Source organism: Roseburia sp. OM04-10BH, from assembly GCF_003462605.1.
In the GTDB taxonomy this organism is placed as follows: domain Bacteria; phylum Bacillota; class Clostridia; order Lachnospirales; family Lachnospiraceae; genus Roseburia_C; species Roseburia_C amylophila.
Map to the genome: position 1 here is coordinate 40890 of NZ_QTZI01000015.1, position 18719 is coordinate 59608.

Annotated in this window: 19 protein-coding genes; 18 read left to right on the forward strand and 1 reads right to left on the reverse strand. The window is 36.2% G+C overall.

Annotated elements, in window-relative coordinates:
• Positions 1 to 68 precede the first annotated feature (68 nt).
• Positions 69 to 254 carry a hypothetical protein gene (locus DXB43_RS15050; protein ID WP_118627745.1) on the reverse strand — a complete coding sequence of 62 codons (186 nt, stop codon included), beginning with the start codon at positions 252 to 254 and terminating at the stop codon, positions 69 to 71.
• Positions 255 to 687: 433 nt separating this feature from the next.
• On the opposite strand from DXB43_RS15050, the gene DXB43_RS13305 reads away from it, so the two are divergent.
• The 18 genes from DXB43_RS13305 (at position 688) to DXB43_RS15180 (ending at position 18532) form a co-directional block, all read left to right on the forward strand.
• A complete protein-coding gene (locus tag DXB43_RS13305) occupies positions 688 to 1533 on the forward strand; it encodes a DegV family protein (protein WP_158567224.1) in 846 nt (281 codons plus the stop codon).
• Between the two features lie 208 nt (positions 1534 to 1741).
• Entirely contained in the window at positions 1742 to 3277 is a 1536-nt protein-coding gene (locus tag DXB43_RS13310) for an ABC transporter permease (RefSeq protein WP_117947795.1), read from the forward strand.
• A gap of 8 nt (positions 3278 to 3285) precedes the next feature.
• Positions 3286 to 3645, forward strand: coding sequence for a sensor histidine kinase (locus DXB43_RS13315; RefSeq protein WP_117947796.1), 360 nt, complete (start codon positions 3286 to 3288; stop codon positions 3643 to 3645).
• Positions 3646 to 3675: 30 nt separating this feature from the next.
• Positions 3676 to 4323, forward strand: a complete 648-nt coding sequence (locus tag DXB43_RS13320; RefSeq protein ID WP_117947797.1) for an HAD family hydrolase — start codon at positions 3676 to 3678, stop codon at positions 4321 to 4323.
• Positions 4324 to 4338: 15 nt separating this feature from the next.
• Entirely contained in the window at positions 4339 to 5385 is a 1047-nt protein-coding gene (locus DXB43_RS13325; protein ID WP_117947798.1) for a GGDEF domain-containing protein, read from the forward strand.
• 54 nt (positions 5386 to 5439) lie between these two features.
• Positions 5440 to 6507, forward strand: coding sequence for a lysozyme inhibitor LprI family protein (locus DXB43_RS13330; RefSeq protein WP_117947799.1), 1068 nt, complete (start codon positions 5440 to 5442; stop codon positions 6505 to 6507).
• A gap of 22 nt (positions 6508 to 6529) precedes the next feature.
• Positions 6530 to 7519, forward strand: a complete 990-nt coding sequence (locus tag DXB43_RS13335) for a guanosine polyphosphate pyrophosphohydrolase (RefSeq protein WP_117947800.1) — start codon at positions 6530 to 6532, stop codon at positions 7517 to 7519.
• Positions 7520 to 7531: 12 nt separating this feature from the next.
• Positions 7532 to 8854, forward strand: a complete 1323-nt coding sequence (locus DXB43_RS13340) for a hypothetical protein (protein WP_147343697.1) — start codon at positions 7532 to 7534, stop codon at positions 8852 to 8854.
• 462 nt (positions 8855 to 9316) lie between these two features.
• Positions 9317 to 11698, forward strand: a complete 2382-nt coding sequence (locus DXB43_RS13345; protein WP_117947802.1) for an SIR2 family protein — start codon at positions 9317 to 9319, stop codon at positions 11696 to 11698.
• A gap of 209 nt (positions 11699 to 11907) precedes the next feature.
• Positions 11908 to 12930, forward strand: a complete 1023-nt coding sequence (locus DXB43_RS13350; protein WP_117947803.1) for a hypothetical protein — start codon at positions 11908 to 11910, stop codon at positions 12928 to 12930.
• A 556-nt stretch (positions 12931 to 13486) separates the two neighbouring features.
• On the forward strand, positions 13487 to 14635 hold the full coding sequence (locus DXB43_RS13355; RefSeq protein ID WP_117947804.1) for an AlbA family DNA-binding domain-containing protein: 1149 nt from the start codon (positions 13487 to 13489) through the stop codon (positions 14633 to 14635).
• A 152-nt stretch (positions 14636 to 14787) separates the two neighbouring features.
• A complete protein-coding gene (locus DXB43_RS13360; RefSeq protein ID WP_243006683.1) occupies positions 14788 to 15171 on the forward strand; it encodes a tyrosine-type recombinase/integrase in 384 nt (127 codons plus the stop codon).
• Positions 15172 to 15928: 757 nt separating this feature from the next.
• Positions 15929 to 16276: a hypothetical protein gene (locus DXB43_RS13365; protein WP_117947806.1), complete on the forward strand. Its 348-nt coding sequence runs from the start codon at positions 15929 to 15931 to the stop codon at positions 16274 to 16276.
• Complete coding sequence (locus DXB43_RS13370) at positions 16269 to 16601, forward strand: hypothetical protein (protein WP_117947807.1); 333 nt, start codon at positions 16269 to 16271, stop codon at positions 16599 to 16601. Before DXB43_RS13365 ends, DXB43_RS13370 begins: the two co-directional genes overlap by 8 nt.
• On the forward strand, positions 16601 to 16903 hold the full coding sequence (locus DXB43_RS13375) for a hypothetical protein (RefSeq protein WP_117947808.1): 303 nt from the start codon (positions 16601 to 16603) through the stop codon (positions 16901 to 16903). Before DXB43_RS13370 ends, DXB43_RS13375 begins: the two co-directional genes overlap by 1 nt.
• A 15-nt stretch (positions 16904 to 16918) precedes the next feature.
• Positions 16919 to 17281: a hypothetical protein gene (locus tag DXB43_RS13380; protein ID WP_117947809.1), complete on the forward strand. Its 363-nt coding sequence runs from the start codon at positions 16919 to 16921 to the stop codon at positions 17279 to 17281.
• Positions 17274 to 18002, forward strand: coding sequence for a hypothetical protein (locus DXB43_RS13385; protein WP_117947810.1), 729 nt, complete (start codon positions 17274 to 17276; stop codon positions 18000 to 18002). Before DXB43_RS13380 ends, DXB43_RS13385 begins: the two co-directional genes overlap by 8 nt.
• 383 nt (positions 18003 to 18385) lie before the next feature.
• Positions 18386 to 18532, forward strand: coding sequence for a hypothetical protein (locus tag DXB43_RS15180; protein WP_158567225.1), 147 nt, complete (start codon positions 18386 to 18388; stop codon positions 18530 to 18532).
• Positions 18533 to 18719: the final 187 nt, after the last annotated feature.

Consider the following 18719-nt stretch of genomic DNA (forward strand, 5'->3'; position numbering starts at 1 on the left):
TGCCGGTGGGTGGGACAGAATATGATATTCGTTTCTTACGATTTGCATTTGATATATGCATTGGTTCATTACGCAAAGAGCGTTATTTTTCTTAGCACTGTATTTTTCTTGCTGTCAGGCTGTCCTTTCCGTTGCTTTGACCGGATGCCGGCTCTGTCCGTCTGATGCGGATACAACATTCCGTCTGAAAGAGACGCTAAGAATTCCGTTAAAGTTTCCGTATCTTCCGGCACCCGGCACATATTCGCATCCATGCTTAAGATGTGCCTCACTGGCACGTCCCTGTGCCAGCGTTGCCGGTTGCTGCCGGAATTCTAAGCGTCTCTAACAGACTGCATATATCGTATCCGCATTCAGGCGAACAGAGTCCGGCATACTGTCAAACATTGGAAAGACAGGCTTTATCGGCAAAAGAAAAATGCAGTGCAAGAAAAACCGCTCTTTGACGTTAGAAGCAATGTATGTATCAAATACAAATCGTAATAACAAATATAAAACGACTGTCCCACCCGCCGGCACCACATCCGTATCATGATACAAAATGATATAAAATGTCTCACATCAAACCGTTGAAAAAAGGGAAAACTATGATACAATGCTACTTATGCAGCCACAACAATGTGATATAAATTATCTCACATATAGTGTGGCATAGATACAGACAACAGTCAAGAGATGGAGACGAAAATGAAGATAATTACAGATACAGGATCTGATATATTAGAAATCGAAGCAAAGGCAATGGGCGTGGATCTGGTGCCGATTTCCGCAAACTTTGAAGATGTTATATTTGACCGGAATACAGAAGAGAATTTCAAAGCATTTTATGAGAAACTGCGCAGCGAGGAACAACTTCCGGTATCCAGCCAGCCATCACCGGCAGCATTTTTAGAAAAGTATGAAGCGGCAGAAGAAACAGGGGAAGAAGTGTTGGTGATTCTTATTTCCTCGAAGCTTTCGGGAACTTATAATGGGGCAGTGCTGGCGAAGGAAATGTGCGGATATGAAAAGATATATATCGTGGATTCCCTGCAGGCATCCTTATCCTTGCGGCTTCTGGTGGAGTATGCCGTGAAGTTAAAAGAAGAAGGCAAAAATGCAGAAGAGATTGCAGGAATCTTAGAAGAAGTAAAGAACCGCACCTATCTTACCGGTGTTCCGTCCACATTATTATATTTGAAAAAGGGCGGACGTATTTCTCCGGTAGTTGCAGCAGTGGGAAATGTAATGGGAATCAAGCCGGTGTTGCTGCTCCGGAATGGAGAGATTGAAGGATATTCCAAAGCCCGCGGCATGAAAGCGGCCAAAAGCGGAATGCAGGCATTTTTGAAAAAAGGAGAAGTGGATTGCTGCATGCCGGTAGAATTTGCTCACAGCAATAACCCGGAAATGGGAGAGGAATTCCGGAAAGAAACCATGGAAGCTTTTTCCCTGACAGAAAGCAGCTTACATGAAGTTGGAATGGCAATCGGAACCCATATCGGACCGGATGCACTTCTGATGGCATTTATTTTAAAAGAAAGCATGAAATAAGAATTTTCAGATTTAAGGATTCTTTAATAATTGATTCGTTATAGTAGAACCAGCAAAGGAAATAAAACTTTGCCGGTTCTTTTTTTGCTTTACAGGAAATTGCCTGTAAAGTAAAAAACGCTCTGCGAGGATGCACACTGCGGCACGAAACTTGCAAAGCGTGTTTCGCGTAGTTGAGGTATACTAAGAGGATAGAAAGGAGCAGAAGATGTTTTGGGATATCTTACGCAAAGACTTAAAGCGAAAGAAAACAATTAATATTGTAATTTTGCTGTTTATTATTTTAGCTGCCATGTTTGTGGCAAGCGGGCTGAACAATGTACTGACGGTAGTAAATGGAACCGATTATTATCTTAATCAGGCAGACATTGGAGATTATGTAGTACTGACCCAGCAGGGGGATGGGGGTGTGCCGGAGCTTTTGGATACCTGTCAGTATGTAAAAGACTACCGCATGGATCATATTATGTATGCAACCAAGGGGAATATCAAGGCAGAGGGAAAAGAACTTGATATGGCAAACAAGGCAATGATCATAGAATCCATTTCCGAAAGTGAGATACATTTTTTCACAAAGGATAATAAGGAGCTTACAAAAGTGCCTGAGGGTGAGGTTTATGTCACAGGAAATTTCTTAGATGCAAATGATTTAAAAGAGGGAGATAAACTTACGATTACCCATGGCGAAAACAGTGTGGAGCTTACGATTGCCGGAAAAGCAAAAGATGCGCTGCTGGGTTCTGAATTTATGGGAAATAAAAGATTTATTTTAAATGAAGCGGATTATCAGAAATTTGCATCGGATGAAAGTCTTGCAGAATACCGTGGCGAGATCATTTATATTGACACAGACAATCCATCGGAAATAGCCTCTTTATTAAGCAATGCATCCAACATTCTATTTAACCGGGGACGGGGCATTTTTAAATTGTGTTATGTCATGGATATGATTGTGGCATTTGTGGTGCTGGTTTTAAGTGTATGCCTGATGATAGTATCCTTTGCAGTGTTGAAATTTACGATTACTTTTACGGTGACAGAAGAATACCGGGAAATCGGTGTTATGAAAGCCATCGGAATTACGGACTTTAAGATACGAAGCCTTTATCTTGTAAAATATCTGATGCTGGCTGTTGTGGGAGCCGCAATTGGATTCCTGGCAAGTATTCCATTTGGCAATATGCTGCTGCAGTCCGTGACAGAAAATATGATGTTGGGAAACAGTCATGCCATTACAGCAAATTTCATTGGAGCACTTATCGTTATTGCAGTTATCATCTGGTTTGCATACCGGTGTACCGGAAAAGTAAAGAAGCTGACACCGGTGGATGCTATTCGAAACGGTCAGTCCGGAGAACGCTTTAAAAAGAAATCCATTTACCGGCTGGGAAAAAGCCGTTTTAACAGTACCTGGTATCTGGCAGTCAATGATATTTTAAGCAGTCCAAGACGGTTCCTTACGATTATATTGTCCTTTTTCCTCTGTTCCGTTTTTATGCTGGGAGTGGTTATTACAACAGATACCATGAAAAGTAAGAATCTGATTACGACATTTGGAAAAGAAAGTGATATCTACATATCAGATGTATCACAGGCAATGGAGAATATGGCAGGAAAGACCCGGGCTGATTTGGCAAAAGAATTAGATTGCCTGGCAGAAGAACTTACGGAAGAAGGCATGCCATCGGAAATGTCTGTCGAGATACAGTATACTATAAAGATAAACTTTCACAGCTTCATATAGGGTTTAACATGGGGGAGTATCAGAATTCTCTGGTGAAAGCAGATACAGAACGTTTGCTGGAAGTATTGCAGAATATCATAGAAAATGCTATAAAATATGGTAGTGGCAAAAAAATTGGTATATCAATTTCAAAAGAAGAAGACTGTGTGCTGATTACCGTGGAAAATACAGGAGAAGTTCTTCCGGCAGAAGAACTTCCGCATCTTTTTGACAGCTTCTATCGTGGCTCCAATGCAGGAAGCCAGGAAGGAAGCGGACTGGGGCTTTATATATGCAGAAAGCTGATGCATAAAATGAACGGGGATGTTTTTCTGAAACAGGAAGAAAATCTTTTTTCGGTAACTGTGGTAGTGGGTATGGCAAATTAGTCAATGAAAAAGGCAGGAAGAAAATGTAATATGATAAAAGCAGTTTTATTTGACATGGATGGAACGTTAATTGATACAGAGAAATACTACAGAATTTGCTGGCCTAAGGCAATGGCGCATTTTGGCTATGAAATGAGTGATGAGCAGGCATTGTCCATGCGTTCCTTAGGACAACCCTTTGCACCGGCGCATTTAAAGGAAATGTTTGCAGATGAGAATCTTGACTATCCGGCTATCCGGGCTTACCGGAAGGAATTGATGGAGGAATATCTTGCAAAGAACGGTATTGAGATAAAAAGAGGAGCTGTTGAGTTATTGAATTTCTTAAAAGAAAAGAAAATCCGGCGGGCAGTTGCAACGGCAACCGACATGGAACGGACAGAAAGATATTTAAAGCAGATAGGACTATATCCGTACTTTGATGAAATCATCAGTGCAACCATGGTAGAACATGGAAAGCCGGCACCGGATATCTATACTTTTGCATGTGCACAACTTGGACTTGCTCCGGAAGAATGTCTTGCGGTGGAGGATTCGCCCAATGGGGTTATGAGTGCTTGTCAGGCAGGCTGTCAGGTGGCAATGGTTCCGGATCAGACACAGCCGGATGATGAATTAAAAAAGAAACTTACGATATGTGCAAATACACTGGATAAATTGAAAATTTTATTTTCATAAAATGGGAGAGGAAAGATGAATTTTTTATTTGATACCTCAATTGATGTGAGCCGCAGACAGTTTTATGTGCTGGCAATGGGAAGCTGTATCGGAAATCTGGCAGGATTTATTGGAAATGCATTGATTTTCGGATGGAACGGAACAACGATTTTCTGCGGAATCTGTATGTTACTTATGGCCGCAGGAAGTTTCATTGGAATTAAAAAAGGTCAGATACGTTATGCGTCTTATTTGATGATAGCAGTATTAAGCCTTGTGGAATTTCCAACACTATATTATATATATCAGACGGGAACGATTGTATACATGGTACTTGCGATGGTAGCAATTGCGATTTTTATTCCAACCGGAAATGCAATCCGGTTTGCCGGCATAGTAATTGTAGCCGATGTGGCAGCAGTTATTTTAGCCTATATGAGACCGCTGGAAAGTGAAAAATTGTCAAAAGAAGTCGTGCTGCAGAGCACACTTTGTTCCCTGCTGATCGTTTTACTTTGTGTCTTTTTGATTTCTATCCTGCTTCAGATGCAGAGACAGAGGCAGGAAGAAGAAGTAAAGAAGTTGAATGAACAGTTGAAAGATGCCGCAGATAAGGATGCACTGACCGGAATCTATAATCGTCGTTATTTAAATCAGTATCTGGGAGACCTTATTCTGGATGAGAAGGAAGAATTTGATGCGGTACTGATTGACCTTGACTTCTTTAAACATGTGAATGACACTTACGGACATGGGTTTGGAGACATTATTCTGGTGGAATTTGCAAGACTTTTAACGAAGCATGTAAAGAATAAAGGGATTGCAGTACGCTTTGGCGGAGAAGAATTTATGCTGGTTTTAAAGGGCATGAACACGGATGAAATCGGTAAAATGCTAGAGCATATAAGACGGGAATATAAGGAATTTACAAAGCATGAAAAGAATATCGAATGCTCTTTCAGCAGTGGTGTACAGCATTATACAGAAGGAATTGCTGTTACGGTATTATACCGCTTAGCGGATGAGAAGCTCTATGTTGCAAAAGAAAGGGGAAGAAACCAGGATGTATTTGATTTAGAATAATAGAAAGATAAAAAAGGGGCGAGAAACGAAAAGGAACATCAGGAGGATTCGTTTGTGAAAGGGAAAAAGTTTTTAGTAATGATATTAAGTGCAGCGTTGGGAATGTCAACGTTTGCGGCTTGTGGAAGAAGAGTCGTGGAGTCGGAGAAAAAGACCACAGAAACAGAGGCAGAGACTGAGACGGAAGAAACGGAAAACTCAGAAGAGGTGACAGAGGAGACAGAAACGGAAAATGTGGATGAAGATGACATTTTTGCACAGCTTGCAGGAGAAAGCTTTATGTTTACCAGCGGAGCCGGTGCATGGGATTCTACATTGATTTTATCCGAGGATGGCTCTTTTGTAGGAAATTATCATGATGCAGATGCGGGAGATAGCGGGGATGGATATCCAAATGGAACCCTTTACTATTGTGATTTCTATGGAAAATTCACCCAGCCGGAAAAGATAAATGATTATACCTATGAGATGCAGTTGGAGAATATTGCAACGAAGGAAACAGAAGGCGACACGGAAATTAAAGACGGCGTGAAATATATTTACACGGGACCGGCTGGTTTGGAAGAAGTTTATGATTTATATATTTATCTGCCGGGTGCACCGTTAGATGAATTGCCGGAAAGATTCCTGGACTGGGCATCCATTGGTCTTACCGATGATGATACGACGCTTCCATTCTATGCAATTTTTAATACGCTGACCTTTGATACCTTTTTAGGACCGAGTGGAGATAAGGTTACAGTAAATGATAAAACCACAACTTCCGATGTATCCATAGAGAGTGAATTGCAGAAAATCGAGGAGAAAGCAGCAGCCATGCAGGAAGACCTTTCCAGTGGAGAACTGACACAGCAGGAAATGAATGCCCTGTCTCTGCAGTTGTATCAGTTGTGGGATAATGAGCTGAATTCTATCTGGAGCCGTTTAAAAGAGACTTTGGATGAGGACACTATGGCGACTCTTACCCAGGAAGAGCGTGACTGGATTAAGACAAAAGACAGTGCAGTAGAGGAAGCCGGCAAAGATGCCGAGGGCGGAAGCCTGCAGCCATTATTGGAAAATGATAAGGCGGCAGAATTAACAAGAAACAGGGTATATGAACTGGCAGAGTATTTGAAATAAAAAGATATTTTAGCGAGGAAAAATGGTTACATTAAATGATTACTTATACTCCGGAGCAACGGTGTTCCGGATATTGAAAAAGTATACGCAGGACCTCCGGGCATCCGCAAAAGTATCAAAAAATGAAGTGGATCTGGTGCACTGCAATTTCCTGATTCAGATTATGGAGCTGTTAGAGCACAATGATTTCCTGACAGCGCAGTCCCAGAAAATCCGTGAGTTCTACAAATATATGGCAATGGAATATCCTTATCTTTCCTTTACTTTTAAAGGAAGAATCAAGTCACTGATTCGTGCGGAGGGCAAATTCAACGGCTATATTGTAGAGTACATTTATGATTATTATAAAAAGCATAAAAGCTATCCGGACATTGCAGAATTAAAGGAAAAGCTGAACTGCTTCCGTGATCTGATTGCATACCGGATTGTGATTTCCATGCCACGGTGTCATTTGAAAAATCATGAGAACCGCGAAGAAGAGGAATTAAAGCACCTTTATCAGATTGCAAATGTGCTGCCACAGTTTTTAGAGGAGCGTGGATTTACGGCAGAGCCGACAGGCGGTGTCTTAAGAAGCAGTTCTCCGCTTTTGGATGATGCTGTAAAACCATATTACCGGGATTATATCACCAGCGAAAATGAGGACGATTACAAATCCTTACATATTACTTTTTATGATAACAGTGCGAGATGTTATGTGGAAATGCAGCTTCGCACAAAGCAGATGGACGATATTGCAGAAATCGGTTCCGCCAATCATATTAATTATGAGAAAAAGCAGGAAGCATCCAGAGCACGCCGGGATACCATCCCGGAGGGAGAATGCATTTATTTTGATGAAGCTTATGAACGGTGCAGGCGTTTGCAGGAACTGGAGCTTTCCGGTGTGGATGTTGACATGTTTACAGCAGTAAGCAACAGCCTGATGAATGACGGCTGCGGCTTATACCGGGGAAGACTGATTCTTCCCTATGAGCATTTGTCGAGATTTCAGAATGATTTGATTGATTAGAAATAGAACAGAATGGAAGCGTACGAAACGGAGAAGGCAGCTATGGGTGAAAATATGGAAAAGGAACAATGGATGAAAGAGAGTCTCCAGATGCAGAAGGCAAGCTGGATTCAGGATGAAATCACAAAGCGCAGAGAGCGGGAAGATGAGTTGCTGCAGCAGATTTTTATGGAACAGAAAATGTTGCAGGAACTGGACGAAGACATGGACGAAAATATGGCACATGCCAGAGAAGGCCGCAAATACCGGGAGAACATGAAGGAGCGGGTCAATGACCGGGTATATGAAATCCATGACCTGAGTGCAGATAAGCGAGAGGGAATGCGGGAATACAAATATGCATACCGCAGAGGCTACGCCCTTGCCATGTTTTTCTTTTCACTGGCATTGTGCGTCTTTGTAGGCTTTTTACATGGAATCACATCACAAATCTGTCTGATGCTGATGTTCTTTACCGGCGTGCAGGCTGCCATTTTTGTACATCAGAAGCAGTGCTTCTTTCTCTGGAGACTCATCTGCGACATTTTCTCAGCAGTAGTTTTCCCGGTGATGCTGGTTCTCTTTATCGGTTATGAATTAAAGTACGGCTTCTATGATTTTCTGCTTCCAATCTGCCTTATCGTAGGACTGGTGCTGCTGGCACTTACCACAGCATCCTATTTCCTCTACGATCCATACCGCAGTGCCCGCCGCAGAGTCGGTGATGCCAAGAGCATGATCCGTTCTATCGAGCGTTCCGCCAAAAAGCAGGTCAAGAAGAGCCAGAAGCAGCAGGCGAAAGACGAGCTTCGCCAGAACCGCCTGCAGCAGAAGGAGCAGGATAAAGCCGAGAAGCTCCGCATCAAAGAAGAGCAACGCCAGGAAAAAGAGCTTAAGAAAGCCGCGCAGCGCGAAGAACAGCAAAAACTTCGTGACGCAAAGAAGCAGGAAGCCTTAGAGAACCGCGAAGAGAAGAAGCTTGCCCTCATGGACGTTGTGGCAGCCAAGAAAGAGCAGTTCCTAGAGAAGTTCCGGAAGGATAGGGGAGTGGAAGAAACGGAAGAAGAGGAGAAGGAGAAAGCGGAAGAGGGCGTTTTTGCTTCGGATGAAGGCACGGAAGATGCAGAAAATACAGAGCAGGGTGAGACAGTAGTTGTGGAAGATGCAGCGCAGGAAGAAAGTGTGGTTTTAGAAGAAGGAGATGTGCCGGAGGATGCAGCGCAGAAAGAAGAAGTGTTAGAAGAGGAAAGCGTGCCTGAGGATGTGGTAACATCGGAGGATACTGCGGATTCGGGGGAAGATGAGGCAGTTTCGAGTTTGGCTAAGAAAGAGAAAGTTCAGTTGGAAGAAAATTAGATAAATGAAAGTTGTAAGATAAGAGCATGGAAGAAATTCTGTGCTCTTTTTATGCTGGGAAAATAATTATATAAGGATAGAGATATAAGTATAAAATAGGAATCATAGAAAGTATTGTCGAATTGGGGCGTGAAGCAGATTGATAAGAGGGGAGATTTTGACGGTTTTTATTAAAAAAGGTTGCAATTTGGGAAAAGGAGTTGCATAATATTTATATAGAATTTGGAGGGAGAGAAAAGTTATGAAAAAGCTAAGTAAATATGATAAAAAGAAATTAGAAATTCACAAAAGATATGATGCGTAAGGGCATTGGTCGTTTGTGAATTTTTTTGTTGGGAAAGAAAATATTATGGCTCATGAAAAAATGTTGGTCATGATTGGAAAATAAGCAAATGTTTTATTAGAGTGAGACACAAGTAGAAAAGTAATTTAGAATAACATTATATACAAAGGAGAAGTAATATGGAGTTTGAAAAAGAAGCATTATTTAAACAATTGGTATCAAATAGTGGAATGAATTTGTATCTTGGCGCAGGATTTTCTGCATATGCATATAATTCGGATAAAGAGTCATTACCATTAGGGAATGTTATTAATGAAAGATTGATAGAAATGTTTTCACTAGATAAGTCAAGAAACTTTAATCTAAGTAAGTCTTGCCAAAAAATTAAGAAAGATAATAAGGATGCGTTGAACCGAGTCCTTAAGGAAATATATATGGTTAAATCATATGATGACAGATATGCGTATTTAGTGGATTTGCCTATAAATAATATTATTACGCTTAATATTGATAACTTGATAGAAAAAATATATGAGGAAAAAACAGATACAATAAGTTTGATTGATTCTAAAGTGTATGGTTCTTTAGAAAAGAGTAATTCTGTGAATTTATATAAAATCCATGGCTCTGTGACGTATCCAATGACTGAGGACATGTCTTTTACAGAAAAAGAACTTACAGATTTATTCTTGCGAGAGAAGATGCTATTTGAAACAGTATCATTTAAATTATCTACTGCGCCAACAATATTCTGGGGAATAGGGATAATGGACAATAATACATTAGATTTAATCTGCAATAGTGAAGCATATTCAAAATCAAAAAATCCTAAATGGATAGTGATTTATCCAACAAAAGAAAATCTTCAGTATGTAGATGATTTTCAAGAACAAGGATTTAATGTAATAAAAGCTGATACAATGGAGTTAATAGAATACTTGCATGATATGGACTTGACTAAAAAGGCAATAAATAAGACTAAAAGAAATTATGCAGACATTTTTCCTAAAAATTTCATATCAGATAAATTGCGTAAGATAAGTGTAAGAAGACCGGTTATAGATTTTTTTGCTGGCTCGGAGCCACAGATATCAGATGTTTTGTCGAATAATGTGACAAGGATTTCATATTTTAATGATGTGGCAAATATGATTCTTTCAAAAAATACAGTGTTGATTATGGGAATACCAGGCTGTGGAAAATCTACATTATTACTTCAACTTGCTTTTTCGGAAGAAATATCAGGGATTAAGTTTTGGTTTAATAGCATTACATGTCAAGAGGCTGAGAATTTGCGAAAACTTCTTATGCATGAGCAACAAGTTGTTACGATATTTATTGATAATCTATATAACAACATGGAGGCTTTTAAGGTTTTAAGAGAAATGACAAACGTTAATTTGGTATTGGCTGAGCGTGCTTTAAATTTTGATTACATAAAAAGGTCAATTAATATTGAATCGCAGGATATTATTGATATTAGTAATCTTTGTTCAGAGGATGTTCAACGTATATGCAAAGGGATGAATAAATCGGGTGAAGACGCAGTAAGTCTTTTATCATCAAATAATAATGTTTCACTATTAGAAATTGTATTTTATGCATCTACAAATACATTGATTAATGAACGAATTCGTGGTTATATTAATGATTTACGTGCATTTGAAGATCCGAATTTGAAAATCAACTTGTTGGAATTATTTGCACTTATTAATTATACAAGTTATTGTGGAGTACCATGTTCAATGGATATGCTATTGTTTTACTTTCATGAGGATATTGATGATTACAAGGATTTGCTATATGCACTTAATAAAATGACTAAGATTATTGTACAGTATGAAGAGGTCATAGAGGAAATAGAGGATCAAGATTATCTAATTATGAGAAGTAAACTTTTTGCAGAACGTTCATTAAAACTGATTGATAAGATTACTATGGGGAAAGTTTTAAAAGAGTTTTGGAATAGAATTAATCCTCACATTATATATCGCTATGATGTTATGAAACGAAGAGCTTATGACGCAGATATCATTACTAATGTTTATAATGTTAAAGACGGACAAGATTTTTATGAGAAGATGTTCTTGATAAACAAATCTCCATTTGTTAAGCATCAATATGCAATCTTTTTATTAAGAAAAAAACAATTTGATTTAGCATGGAAACAGATTGATCAAGCATATACAGAGAGTGAAAAGAAAGTGTTTACGATAGCTAATACGCATGCGGTTATTATGTTTGAGATGAACATAGGTGCAGAAGCAAATAGCGATAAAGAACTATACTTACTTAAGGAAACTATGCAGAAGTCTTTTTCGACTCTAGAATATTGTATAACTCAAGATGTGAGAATTAATTATCATGCATTAATATATGCAAGAAATACAATTAGATATTATGAACGTTTTGGAGGTGATCAGTATTCAGAAAAATATATTGATAGCTCAATTTCTCAACTTGAAGAGATATTGCATAGAGATGAATATATGTATTATAAGATTAAGATGGAACTAAAACAACTTTTGATGAAATTAAAACAAATTAAAGGAATTTTATAAAAATAGTTGAGGCTTTATAGCAGTTAACGATAAAATTGGTTCAGAAGTAATTTTGGGATAGAGATTTGCTTTGTAACGGTCATAAAAAGTATTTTTTCAGAATAATGGTGTTGTTTAAGAAGTATATTGGCTGTATTTTTTGGGCATCCGATATGTTTAATTGTATATGGTAGGTAATATTTTAGCGAGAAAAGGTAAGGACAACAAATATGAGTAAACGAAGAAGAAATGGAAACGAAGAAAGTAATGTTTCGATATGTGATATACCAAGTAGGCGTGATTCGAGATTGGGATCAATTATTGGGATAATTGCAATTATGGTAACATTATGTTCGGTGTTATTTCGATGCACAAAGGCAGTTATGTCTGCAGTTCCAGAGAGTGGATATGCATATTATATTATGTTGTGGAGTATTTTCTTGACTTCTTTATCAAGTGCTATTTTTATAGTTTTAGACATTATTTTTTATGTTATGGCTGATTTAAAAAGATATAATGTGCTAGATGAAAAATATGAGGATTATGATAAAGAGTCTGATATAAAATATGCTACTATGATAAAAGATTTTAAAATAGTACTTGGAACTATTTTGAGCGAATTGTGTTTATTGTTTTTAATAAGTGGTTTTTCACAAAAAAATATAGAAGGTTTATTTGGTTTTATTGTGGGGCTAGTATTACTTGTCATTGTTATTGTAGTATTTATAGAAAAACTTATAAAAAGGAAAATTGGTTGGAAAAAAATATGGGATATTACGAAAAGGTTAGCTATTTTAGGAGTAATATTAGCTATTACATTATATATTGAACTTGTACTAATTTGTAGCAGATGTGGTAAAGTGGATGTAATATTTGATGAGCAAGGAAATATATTAATTCAAAATTCTATTGATGAAGAATTTGGAAAGGGAACTTTGCGTATTTATGATGAAAATGGTGTTGTAACAGAAATAGACATTACGGAAGATGTTATTTTACAGGCTAAGACTTCAATAGGACAAACATTGAAAAATAATAAAGGTGACGAAATTGGAAAGACTCAGAAAATACCTGGGGAAATGCTTTATTGGAAGTATCAATATAATATAAATAATCTCAAATTAGAAGATGGAAAATACAGTGTTCGGATAGAGATTGTTCAAAAACAAAGAGATGTGTGTATAATGAATATGTTTGAAATCAATAATTCAAAGTATTATTTCGGAACAAATAGCATTGAAAAGGAATATTGATTTACGTATTCCACAAAGAAGGGAAAGGATATTTATACCTTTAAGACGTCTTATATCCTAGTTTTATAGACATTCTGACTATCTGTAAAAGTGGTTATATTTGGAAGAGATGGAGAGACTCCTTTGAAGTGGAGTTTTTAGAGTGAAAAAAAGAATGTCAGGGAAGTGTTATGCCAAGCAATATTATTTGAAAATGTGAAATTTGGAGATGGAAAGTTGTATGTAGAACTTGTAAGTATTTTGGGCTTAATACAGTGAACTTTGATAAAAGATAGATGAGAAAATATTTGTATTTGCAAAATGCTCTTATGAAGAATTGTAGACGATTCGTGAAAGAGAAAATCGGATTTTGGGCGGGCAGATGAACTTTAATTGAAAAGGATATAGGTTATCGAAGTAGGCACTTAGACAAGCGAACTATAGCGCAGTTAAAAGACTATCATGGAGAAGTGGAGTTATTGCTTTCAAATGAAGAAAGAGAATGTTGTTGGAAAAAGTACAGCCTTGAAGATGAGGCTATTAGGAATTGAGACTGTAAGATAGAGGAGAGAATGATTTGAAAATAAATAATAAAGAATTTAAAGACTGGACAGAAGGAGATTTGCAGGAAATTGTAGAGAATGATGCATTTAGAGAGAATGATTATTTAGATTACAAGCAAACTTTTGCTGTAATAGAATGTCAGGATAAGGAACGTAAACGTAAAAAACAGAATGAATTTCGGCATGATATTTGTTCCTTTGCTAATGCTGAAGGTGGTTATCTTATTGTGGGAGTAATGGAAGAAGAGGGAATACCCTTAGTAATAAATGGAATTGCCATTTCTAACACAGATAAGTTTGAACTAGATCGAAGAAATGAGTTATCGGGAATACTTCCAGTTGTACCTAAAGTAGAATTTTCTTTTATAAAATTGTTAAACGGAAATTATGTGGTAGTAATAAAAATTTACAGAGGTATTTATAAACCATATTTATATAGGGAAAATGAAGATAACTATAGGTTCTATGTTAGAAGAGGAAATAGAAAGCAGGCGATGAGTTACATGGAGATTAGAGATGATTTTTTACATTCTAATCTTTTGGCAGAGGAAGTTAAAAGATTTCGTAAGGATAGATTATGCTCTTATATTGAAGAATATTCCAATACACCATTTGCTATTATCCATGTTATTCCTGCGGAATTTGTAAATGTTGACTCTATGACACTTTTATATAATGAGTATAAGGAGAAAAATATAAAATTTCATGATATTTTCAATGGGCTCTGTTATGGATGCATATTTCCTAATGTGGACGGAATCTGTTTCCCTAACTATGGTTATGATAATGGGGTATATTTACAGCTTTATAATAATGGAATATCAGAACTCTTTTATAAAATGGATATTAAAGAACGGAATGGGGACAAATGGCTTTGGATGCCAGGCGTTATAGAAAATATGAGATTATTGGTGGAAGGAACAAAAGAGTTATTTGTTTTACAAGAAAAACATATGATAGCATATATATGTGTCACAATTTCTGGTTGCAAAGGAGTGTGGAGCGATTGTGATTTTGAAATTGATTATTGTGCACAAGTTGATAGGCAAGAAATTAATTGTATGCCTGTTGAAATCCTTGATATTACAGATGATGATATGGTAGAGCAAGCAATCAATACTTGTGCAATGATTATGAACTATTCTGTGGGAAGAAAAAAATGATAGAAAGCATGGCGATGGAGTTTGGCTAATAATGAATAATTTTTTTTTTTTATGGAGATTAAAAGTATAATCAAAATAGAAAAACATATAGTAGAGTGGCGGAGTTCTGGAAGCGTGTTGCTTCAAGCAGGAAAAAACCAAAAATAGAAATGATGATAGATGGGGTCAATGGTTTCCTATTTTTGGATGGCAGAGGAAAACCAATGTTAGCATATCAATGGGAAAAGAAGTTCCCAAGGTCTGTTGAGAAATACAATAAAATCTATAAAGTGGAACTGCCAAAGATTACACCCCATATATGCAGACATACCTACTGTACCAACATGACAAAGTCGGGAATATCAGTAAAGACTTTGCAATATCTTATGGGGCATGCAGACATAGCGACTACCATGAACGTATACACGCATCTCAAATTAGAAGATGCGAAGGACGAACTGGAGCAGATGAAAGTAAGGGAGCAGTTAAAAAAGGAGATGACCTTGGTGGACATGGAGTATGCCAAAAAGGAAATAAAACGAGTGAGCAGTATATAGGAATAGCCTAAAGTAAGAAGAGTACGGAGGAGTAAATTTACTTCTGTTTGTACTCTTTTTACCTACCAGGAAAGAGTAAAATGTGCTAAGATATACCAAGATAAGGTTCTATGAGAAAATGGCTAGAACCCTAGTAAATATAAGGAAAATCGAGGTTATACTAAGATATGCAAAGAAAAATAAAAGTGCTCATGGTTTGCCACGGCAGTCTGTAATAGAAGTGGGAAATGGCTAGTAAAATTGGGCTTTTAAACATTTTGTAATTAAGTTTTTACCTGCGATTTACTTATTTAGGGCTTATACTTAAGTAGGAGATATAGACCGATTATCTTTGGGTGTAATCGGTCTTGTTTATATTCATATATCAAATGTGTTAGAAAAACAGTAAAAAGTAGTAAGAAAAAAAGTGTAAAAAGAACACTGATTTATAAACGGTATTATTTAGATGTTAAATAAAAAAAGGATATTTTGTGATGAAATTATCTGGCAATCCTATTATTTTTTGACTGCAATATATTAAATAATACAAGAACTAAAACAATATTTATTTTACAAAAATGATAATTAAGGGTTATATAAAGCGATTTGTAACATAAATAAGGTTGTATACACTTGATTTTGGGAAAAGCAGTTCAAATACATGTGCTAAAAACATTACTTTTTAAAAATAATAAACATTATATAGGCAAGTTGTAATATTTATAATGTTGACAAAAAAGAAAGATGTAGATATACTATAATACGAGGAGGCGATATTTTGGAGAATAATAACATTGAAAAACTTTTAAAGGCTTTATTGGATGAAACAAAATTACTTACTGTTCAGACTAAGGCTGAAGCCATCAGAAAATTTAATGCTGATTTCCTTACATCAGATTTAAGGCATCAAATGTATGAGTCATTTGATGGAGTAAGGACATTACAACAGATTAGTACTGACATAAATTGTAAACTAAATACATTGCAAGTCTTTGCCCAACAACTTGTGGATAAGGATTTGGTAGACTATGAGATGAAAGGAAATGCACGAATTTTGAGTAAATCACTTTCGAAAATTGCAGTGTACTATGCAAATAAAGAATTAGGAGAAGCGCAAAATGGCTAATGACAAATTGGAAAACCTATTTGAAGAGTTTTTACTTATGTATAAGGTTGTTAATAGACGAAATATTATTGAAATTCTTCAAAGAGAGTTAAATACAGAGCAGCTTATAGAAATATATCAAAAATCAGATGGAGAAAAGTCGACTAGAGAAGTTGCCGCTGTTTTAAAAAATAAGTGTTCCCATTCTACAATTGCTCGATTATGGAATAAGTGGGCATTGCTCGGTTTGGTAGCTCCTGCAAAACAAAAAGGACGATATAAGGCGGCGTTCAATTTAGAGGAATACGGAATTTCTGGCGTTGTTGAGGAAGAGGAGAAAAATTAATGGATAATAAAATAAATGAACAAATTCTTGAAGAGTTGATTATGATTCGTAAATTACTTACTATTTTATCTCAAGACAAACTTGCAGATTTCAATGAACAGATAAAAAATCGGTACCTTACAACAGAACAACGAAAGAAAATGTATGATTTATTTGACGGGACAAAGAGTTTAAAAGAAATCGGTGAAGAAGTGAATACATCATCAGAAGCAGTTAGGCTGTTTGCAGTCTCTTTGGAAAAAGCAGGATTGATTGAGTATGTTTCTAACACTAAGGCGAAATGTCCGAAAAGATTATTTTGATAGGTAGGTATATTTATGAGTGAAAGTGGTGAACTCTATACAACTGTTAACTATATAAAAAACAAAGTAGATGCTCTTGAAAAAATTGAAATGCTAAATCTTCGTTCAAATAAAGAATTACGTAATGAATATGTATCTTTATTAAGTGCAGACAGTTTGCTCTTTGAAGTATACAAAGCAATAGATGGTGTGAGAGCGCAAAAGGAAATTGCTCCAGTTGTTAATACATCGGAAATGACAATATCTAATAAAATAAAAATACTTTTTGAACATGGGTTAATAGAGATTAAGGATGTTGGGACTAATGGGAAAAAAATATATAAATATTCTGTTGCTGAACAGGCATTTAAATTAACAAGGATATGTAAAAATGCGTAAAGATATGGATAAGACTGTAATAAGGATAATTCAGGATTATTGTTTCAATAGTGATGCAAGTGTTTTAAGTAATGAGTTCGTTTTAACGGTATCTCCTTTAATTGTTAAATTTATAGAACAAGGAGAACTTGGACTTGGAGCATTAAGAAAGATACTCCAAAAGAGAAAAGATTTTTTTATCGCAAATGATTTGGATATAACTGCTTTTTGTAAAGGCTTACATAAAAAATTAAACTACGAAATTTCATTTTATACGGATATTTCTTTTTATGATTCAATAATCTCCTTTAAACGTAAAGTGGAAAACGGAAATTATCGAGGCTTTCCCAAGAACTCTACGTCAGAAGATACATTGCGTAGTACACTTTCAATATACATTCAGCAGGAAACGTTTTGTGAGCCGCGTTCGGGGGCTGGAAATAGTGATATTACTGTACCATCTGAAAAAGTAATCATTGAAACAAAGCTTTGGAAAGGAAAAGAATATTATAATTCAGGTTTTCCAGAGCTTAATGATTATTTAGAAAAGGCTAATTATGATGAAGGATATTACATTGTATTTGATTATAATAAGAATCCTAATCAAGTAATTCAAGCTCATGGAGAATTTTTTGATAAGATATATGAGGGGAAATTGATACATGTGGTTTTTATTAGAATGAATTTGATAACGCCATCTCAGCTATATAAAGCTGATAAAAAGAACTCTGCGCTGATATGACATAGGAATATGTATTAAAACTTGGTAGTATGGAGTGAATAAACATAACACATTAGATAAATAATGCTGTATCAGTAGTAAATATGGAATAACAAAAGAAAGAATGAAGGACATTGAATTGTCAGCAGATATATTTGCAAACAATACAATGTCTTTTTTGTTTTGTTTGACATCGTATAAATTAATGTTGAGGAGTAAATTATTCAAAAATTTGCCTATTCAGAAAAAGTTTAGAAATTAATGAGAAAAGAAGAGAAAACAGCTTATTTTCAGGATACTAGAAAGAAAAATTGGTCGCAAAAAGTTTCCAATAGTGTCCTGTTCTATAACCGGAATTTGAATTGCTGTTATAATAAATAATTTTATAACGGAGGTTCGGCTACATGGAAAACAACATTGTAAATGTATATGGTTACATAAGGGTATCAACAGAAGGACAGATGAAAGTAAGGGAGCAGTTAAAAAAGGAGATGACCTTGGCGGACATGGAGTATGCCAAAAAGGAAATAAAACGAGTGAGTAGTATATAGGAATAGTCTAAAGTAAGAAGAGTACGAAGGAGTAAATTTACTTCTGTTTGTACTCTTTTTACCTACCAGGAAAGAGTAAAATATGCTAAGATATACCAAGATATACCAAGATAAGGTTCTATGAGAAAATGGCTAGAACCCTAGTAAATATAAGGAAAATCGAGGTTATACTAATATATGCAAAGAA

Bases quoted from the DNA above. Each gene is read 5' to 3' on its own strand.
- DXB43_RS13345 (WP_117947802.1), top strand. From the start codon at position 9,317: ATGGAGTTTGAAAAAGAAGCATTATTTAAACAATTGGTATCAAATAGT.
- DXB43_RS13305 (WP_158567224.1), top strand. From the start codon at position 688: ATGAAGATAATTACAGATACAGGATCTGATATATTAGAAATCGAAGCA.
- DXB43_RS13340 (WP_147343697.1), top strand. From the start codon at position 7,532: ATGGAAGCGTACGAAACGGAGAAGGCAGCTATGGGTGAAAATATGGAA.
- DXB43_RS13310 (WP_117947795.1), top strand. From the start codon at position 1,742: ATGTTTTGGGATATCTTACGCAAAGACTTAAAGCGAAAGAAAACAATT.
- DXB43_RS15050 (WP_118627745.1), bottom strand. From the start codon at position 254: ATGGATGCGAATATGTGCCGGGTGCCGGAAGATACGGAAACTTTAACG.
- DXB43_RS13350 (WP_117947803.1), top strand. From the start codon at position 11,908: ATGAGTAAACGAAGAAGAAATGGAAACGAAGAAAGTAATGTTTCGATA.
- DXB43_RS13335 (WP_117947800.1), top strand. From the start codon at position 6,530: ATGGTTACATTAAATGATTACTTATACTCCGGAGCAACGGTGTTCCGG.
- DXB43_RS13315 (WP_117947796.1), top strand. From the start codon at position 3,286: ATGGGGGAGTATCAGAATTCTCTGGTGAAAGCAGATACAGAACGTTTG.
- DXB43_RS13360 (WP_243006683.1), top strand. From the start codon at position 14,788: ATGATAGATGGGGTCAATGGTTTCCTATTTTTGGATGGCAGAGGAAAA.
- DXB43_RS13325 (WP_117947798.1), top strand. From the start codon at position 4,339: ATGAATTTTTTATTTGATACCTCAATTGATGTGAGCCGCAGACAGTTT.
- DXB43_RS13380 (WP_117947809.1), top strand. From the start codon at position 16,919: ATGAGTGAAAGTGGTGAACTCTATACAACTGTTAACTATATAAAAAAC.
- DXB43_RS13370 (WP_117947807.1), top strand. From the start codon at position 16,269: ATGGCTAATGACAAATTGGAAAACCTATTTGAAGAGTTTTTACTTATG.
- DXB43_RS13375 (WP_117947808.1), top strand. From the start codon at position 16,601: ATGGATAATAAAATAAATGAACAAATTCTTGAAGAGTTGATTATGATT.
- DXB43_RS15180 (WP_158567225.1), top strand. From the start codon at position 18,386: ATGGAAAACAACATTGTAAATGTATATGGTTACATAAGGGTATCAACA.
- DXB43_RS13385 (WP_117947810.1), top strand. From the start codon at position 17,274: ATGCGTAAAGATATGGATAAGACTGTAATAAGGATAATTCAGGATTAT.
- DXB43_RS13320 (WP_117947797.1), top strand. From the start codon at position 3,676: ATGATAAAAGCAGTTTTATTTGACATGGATGGAACGTTAATTGATACA.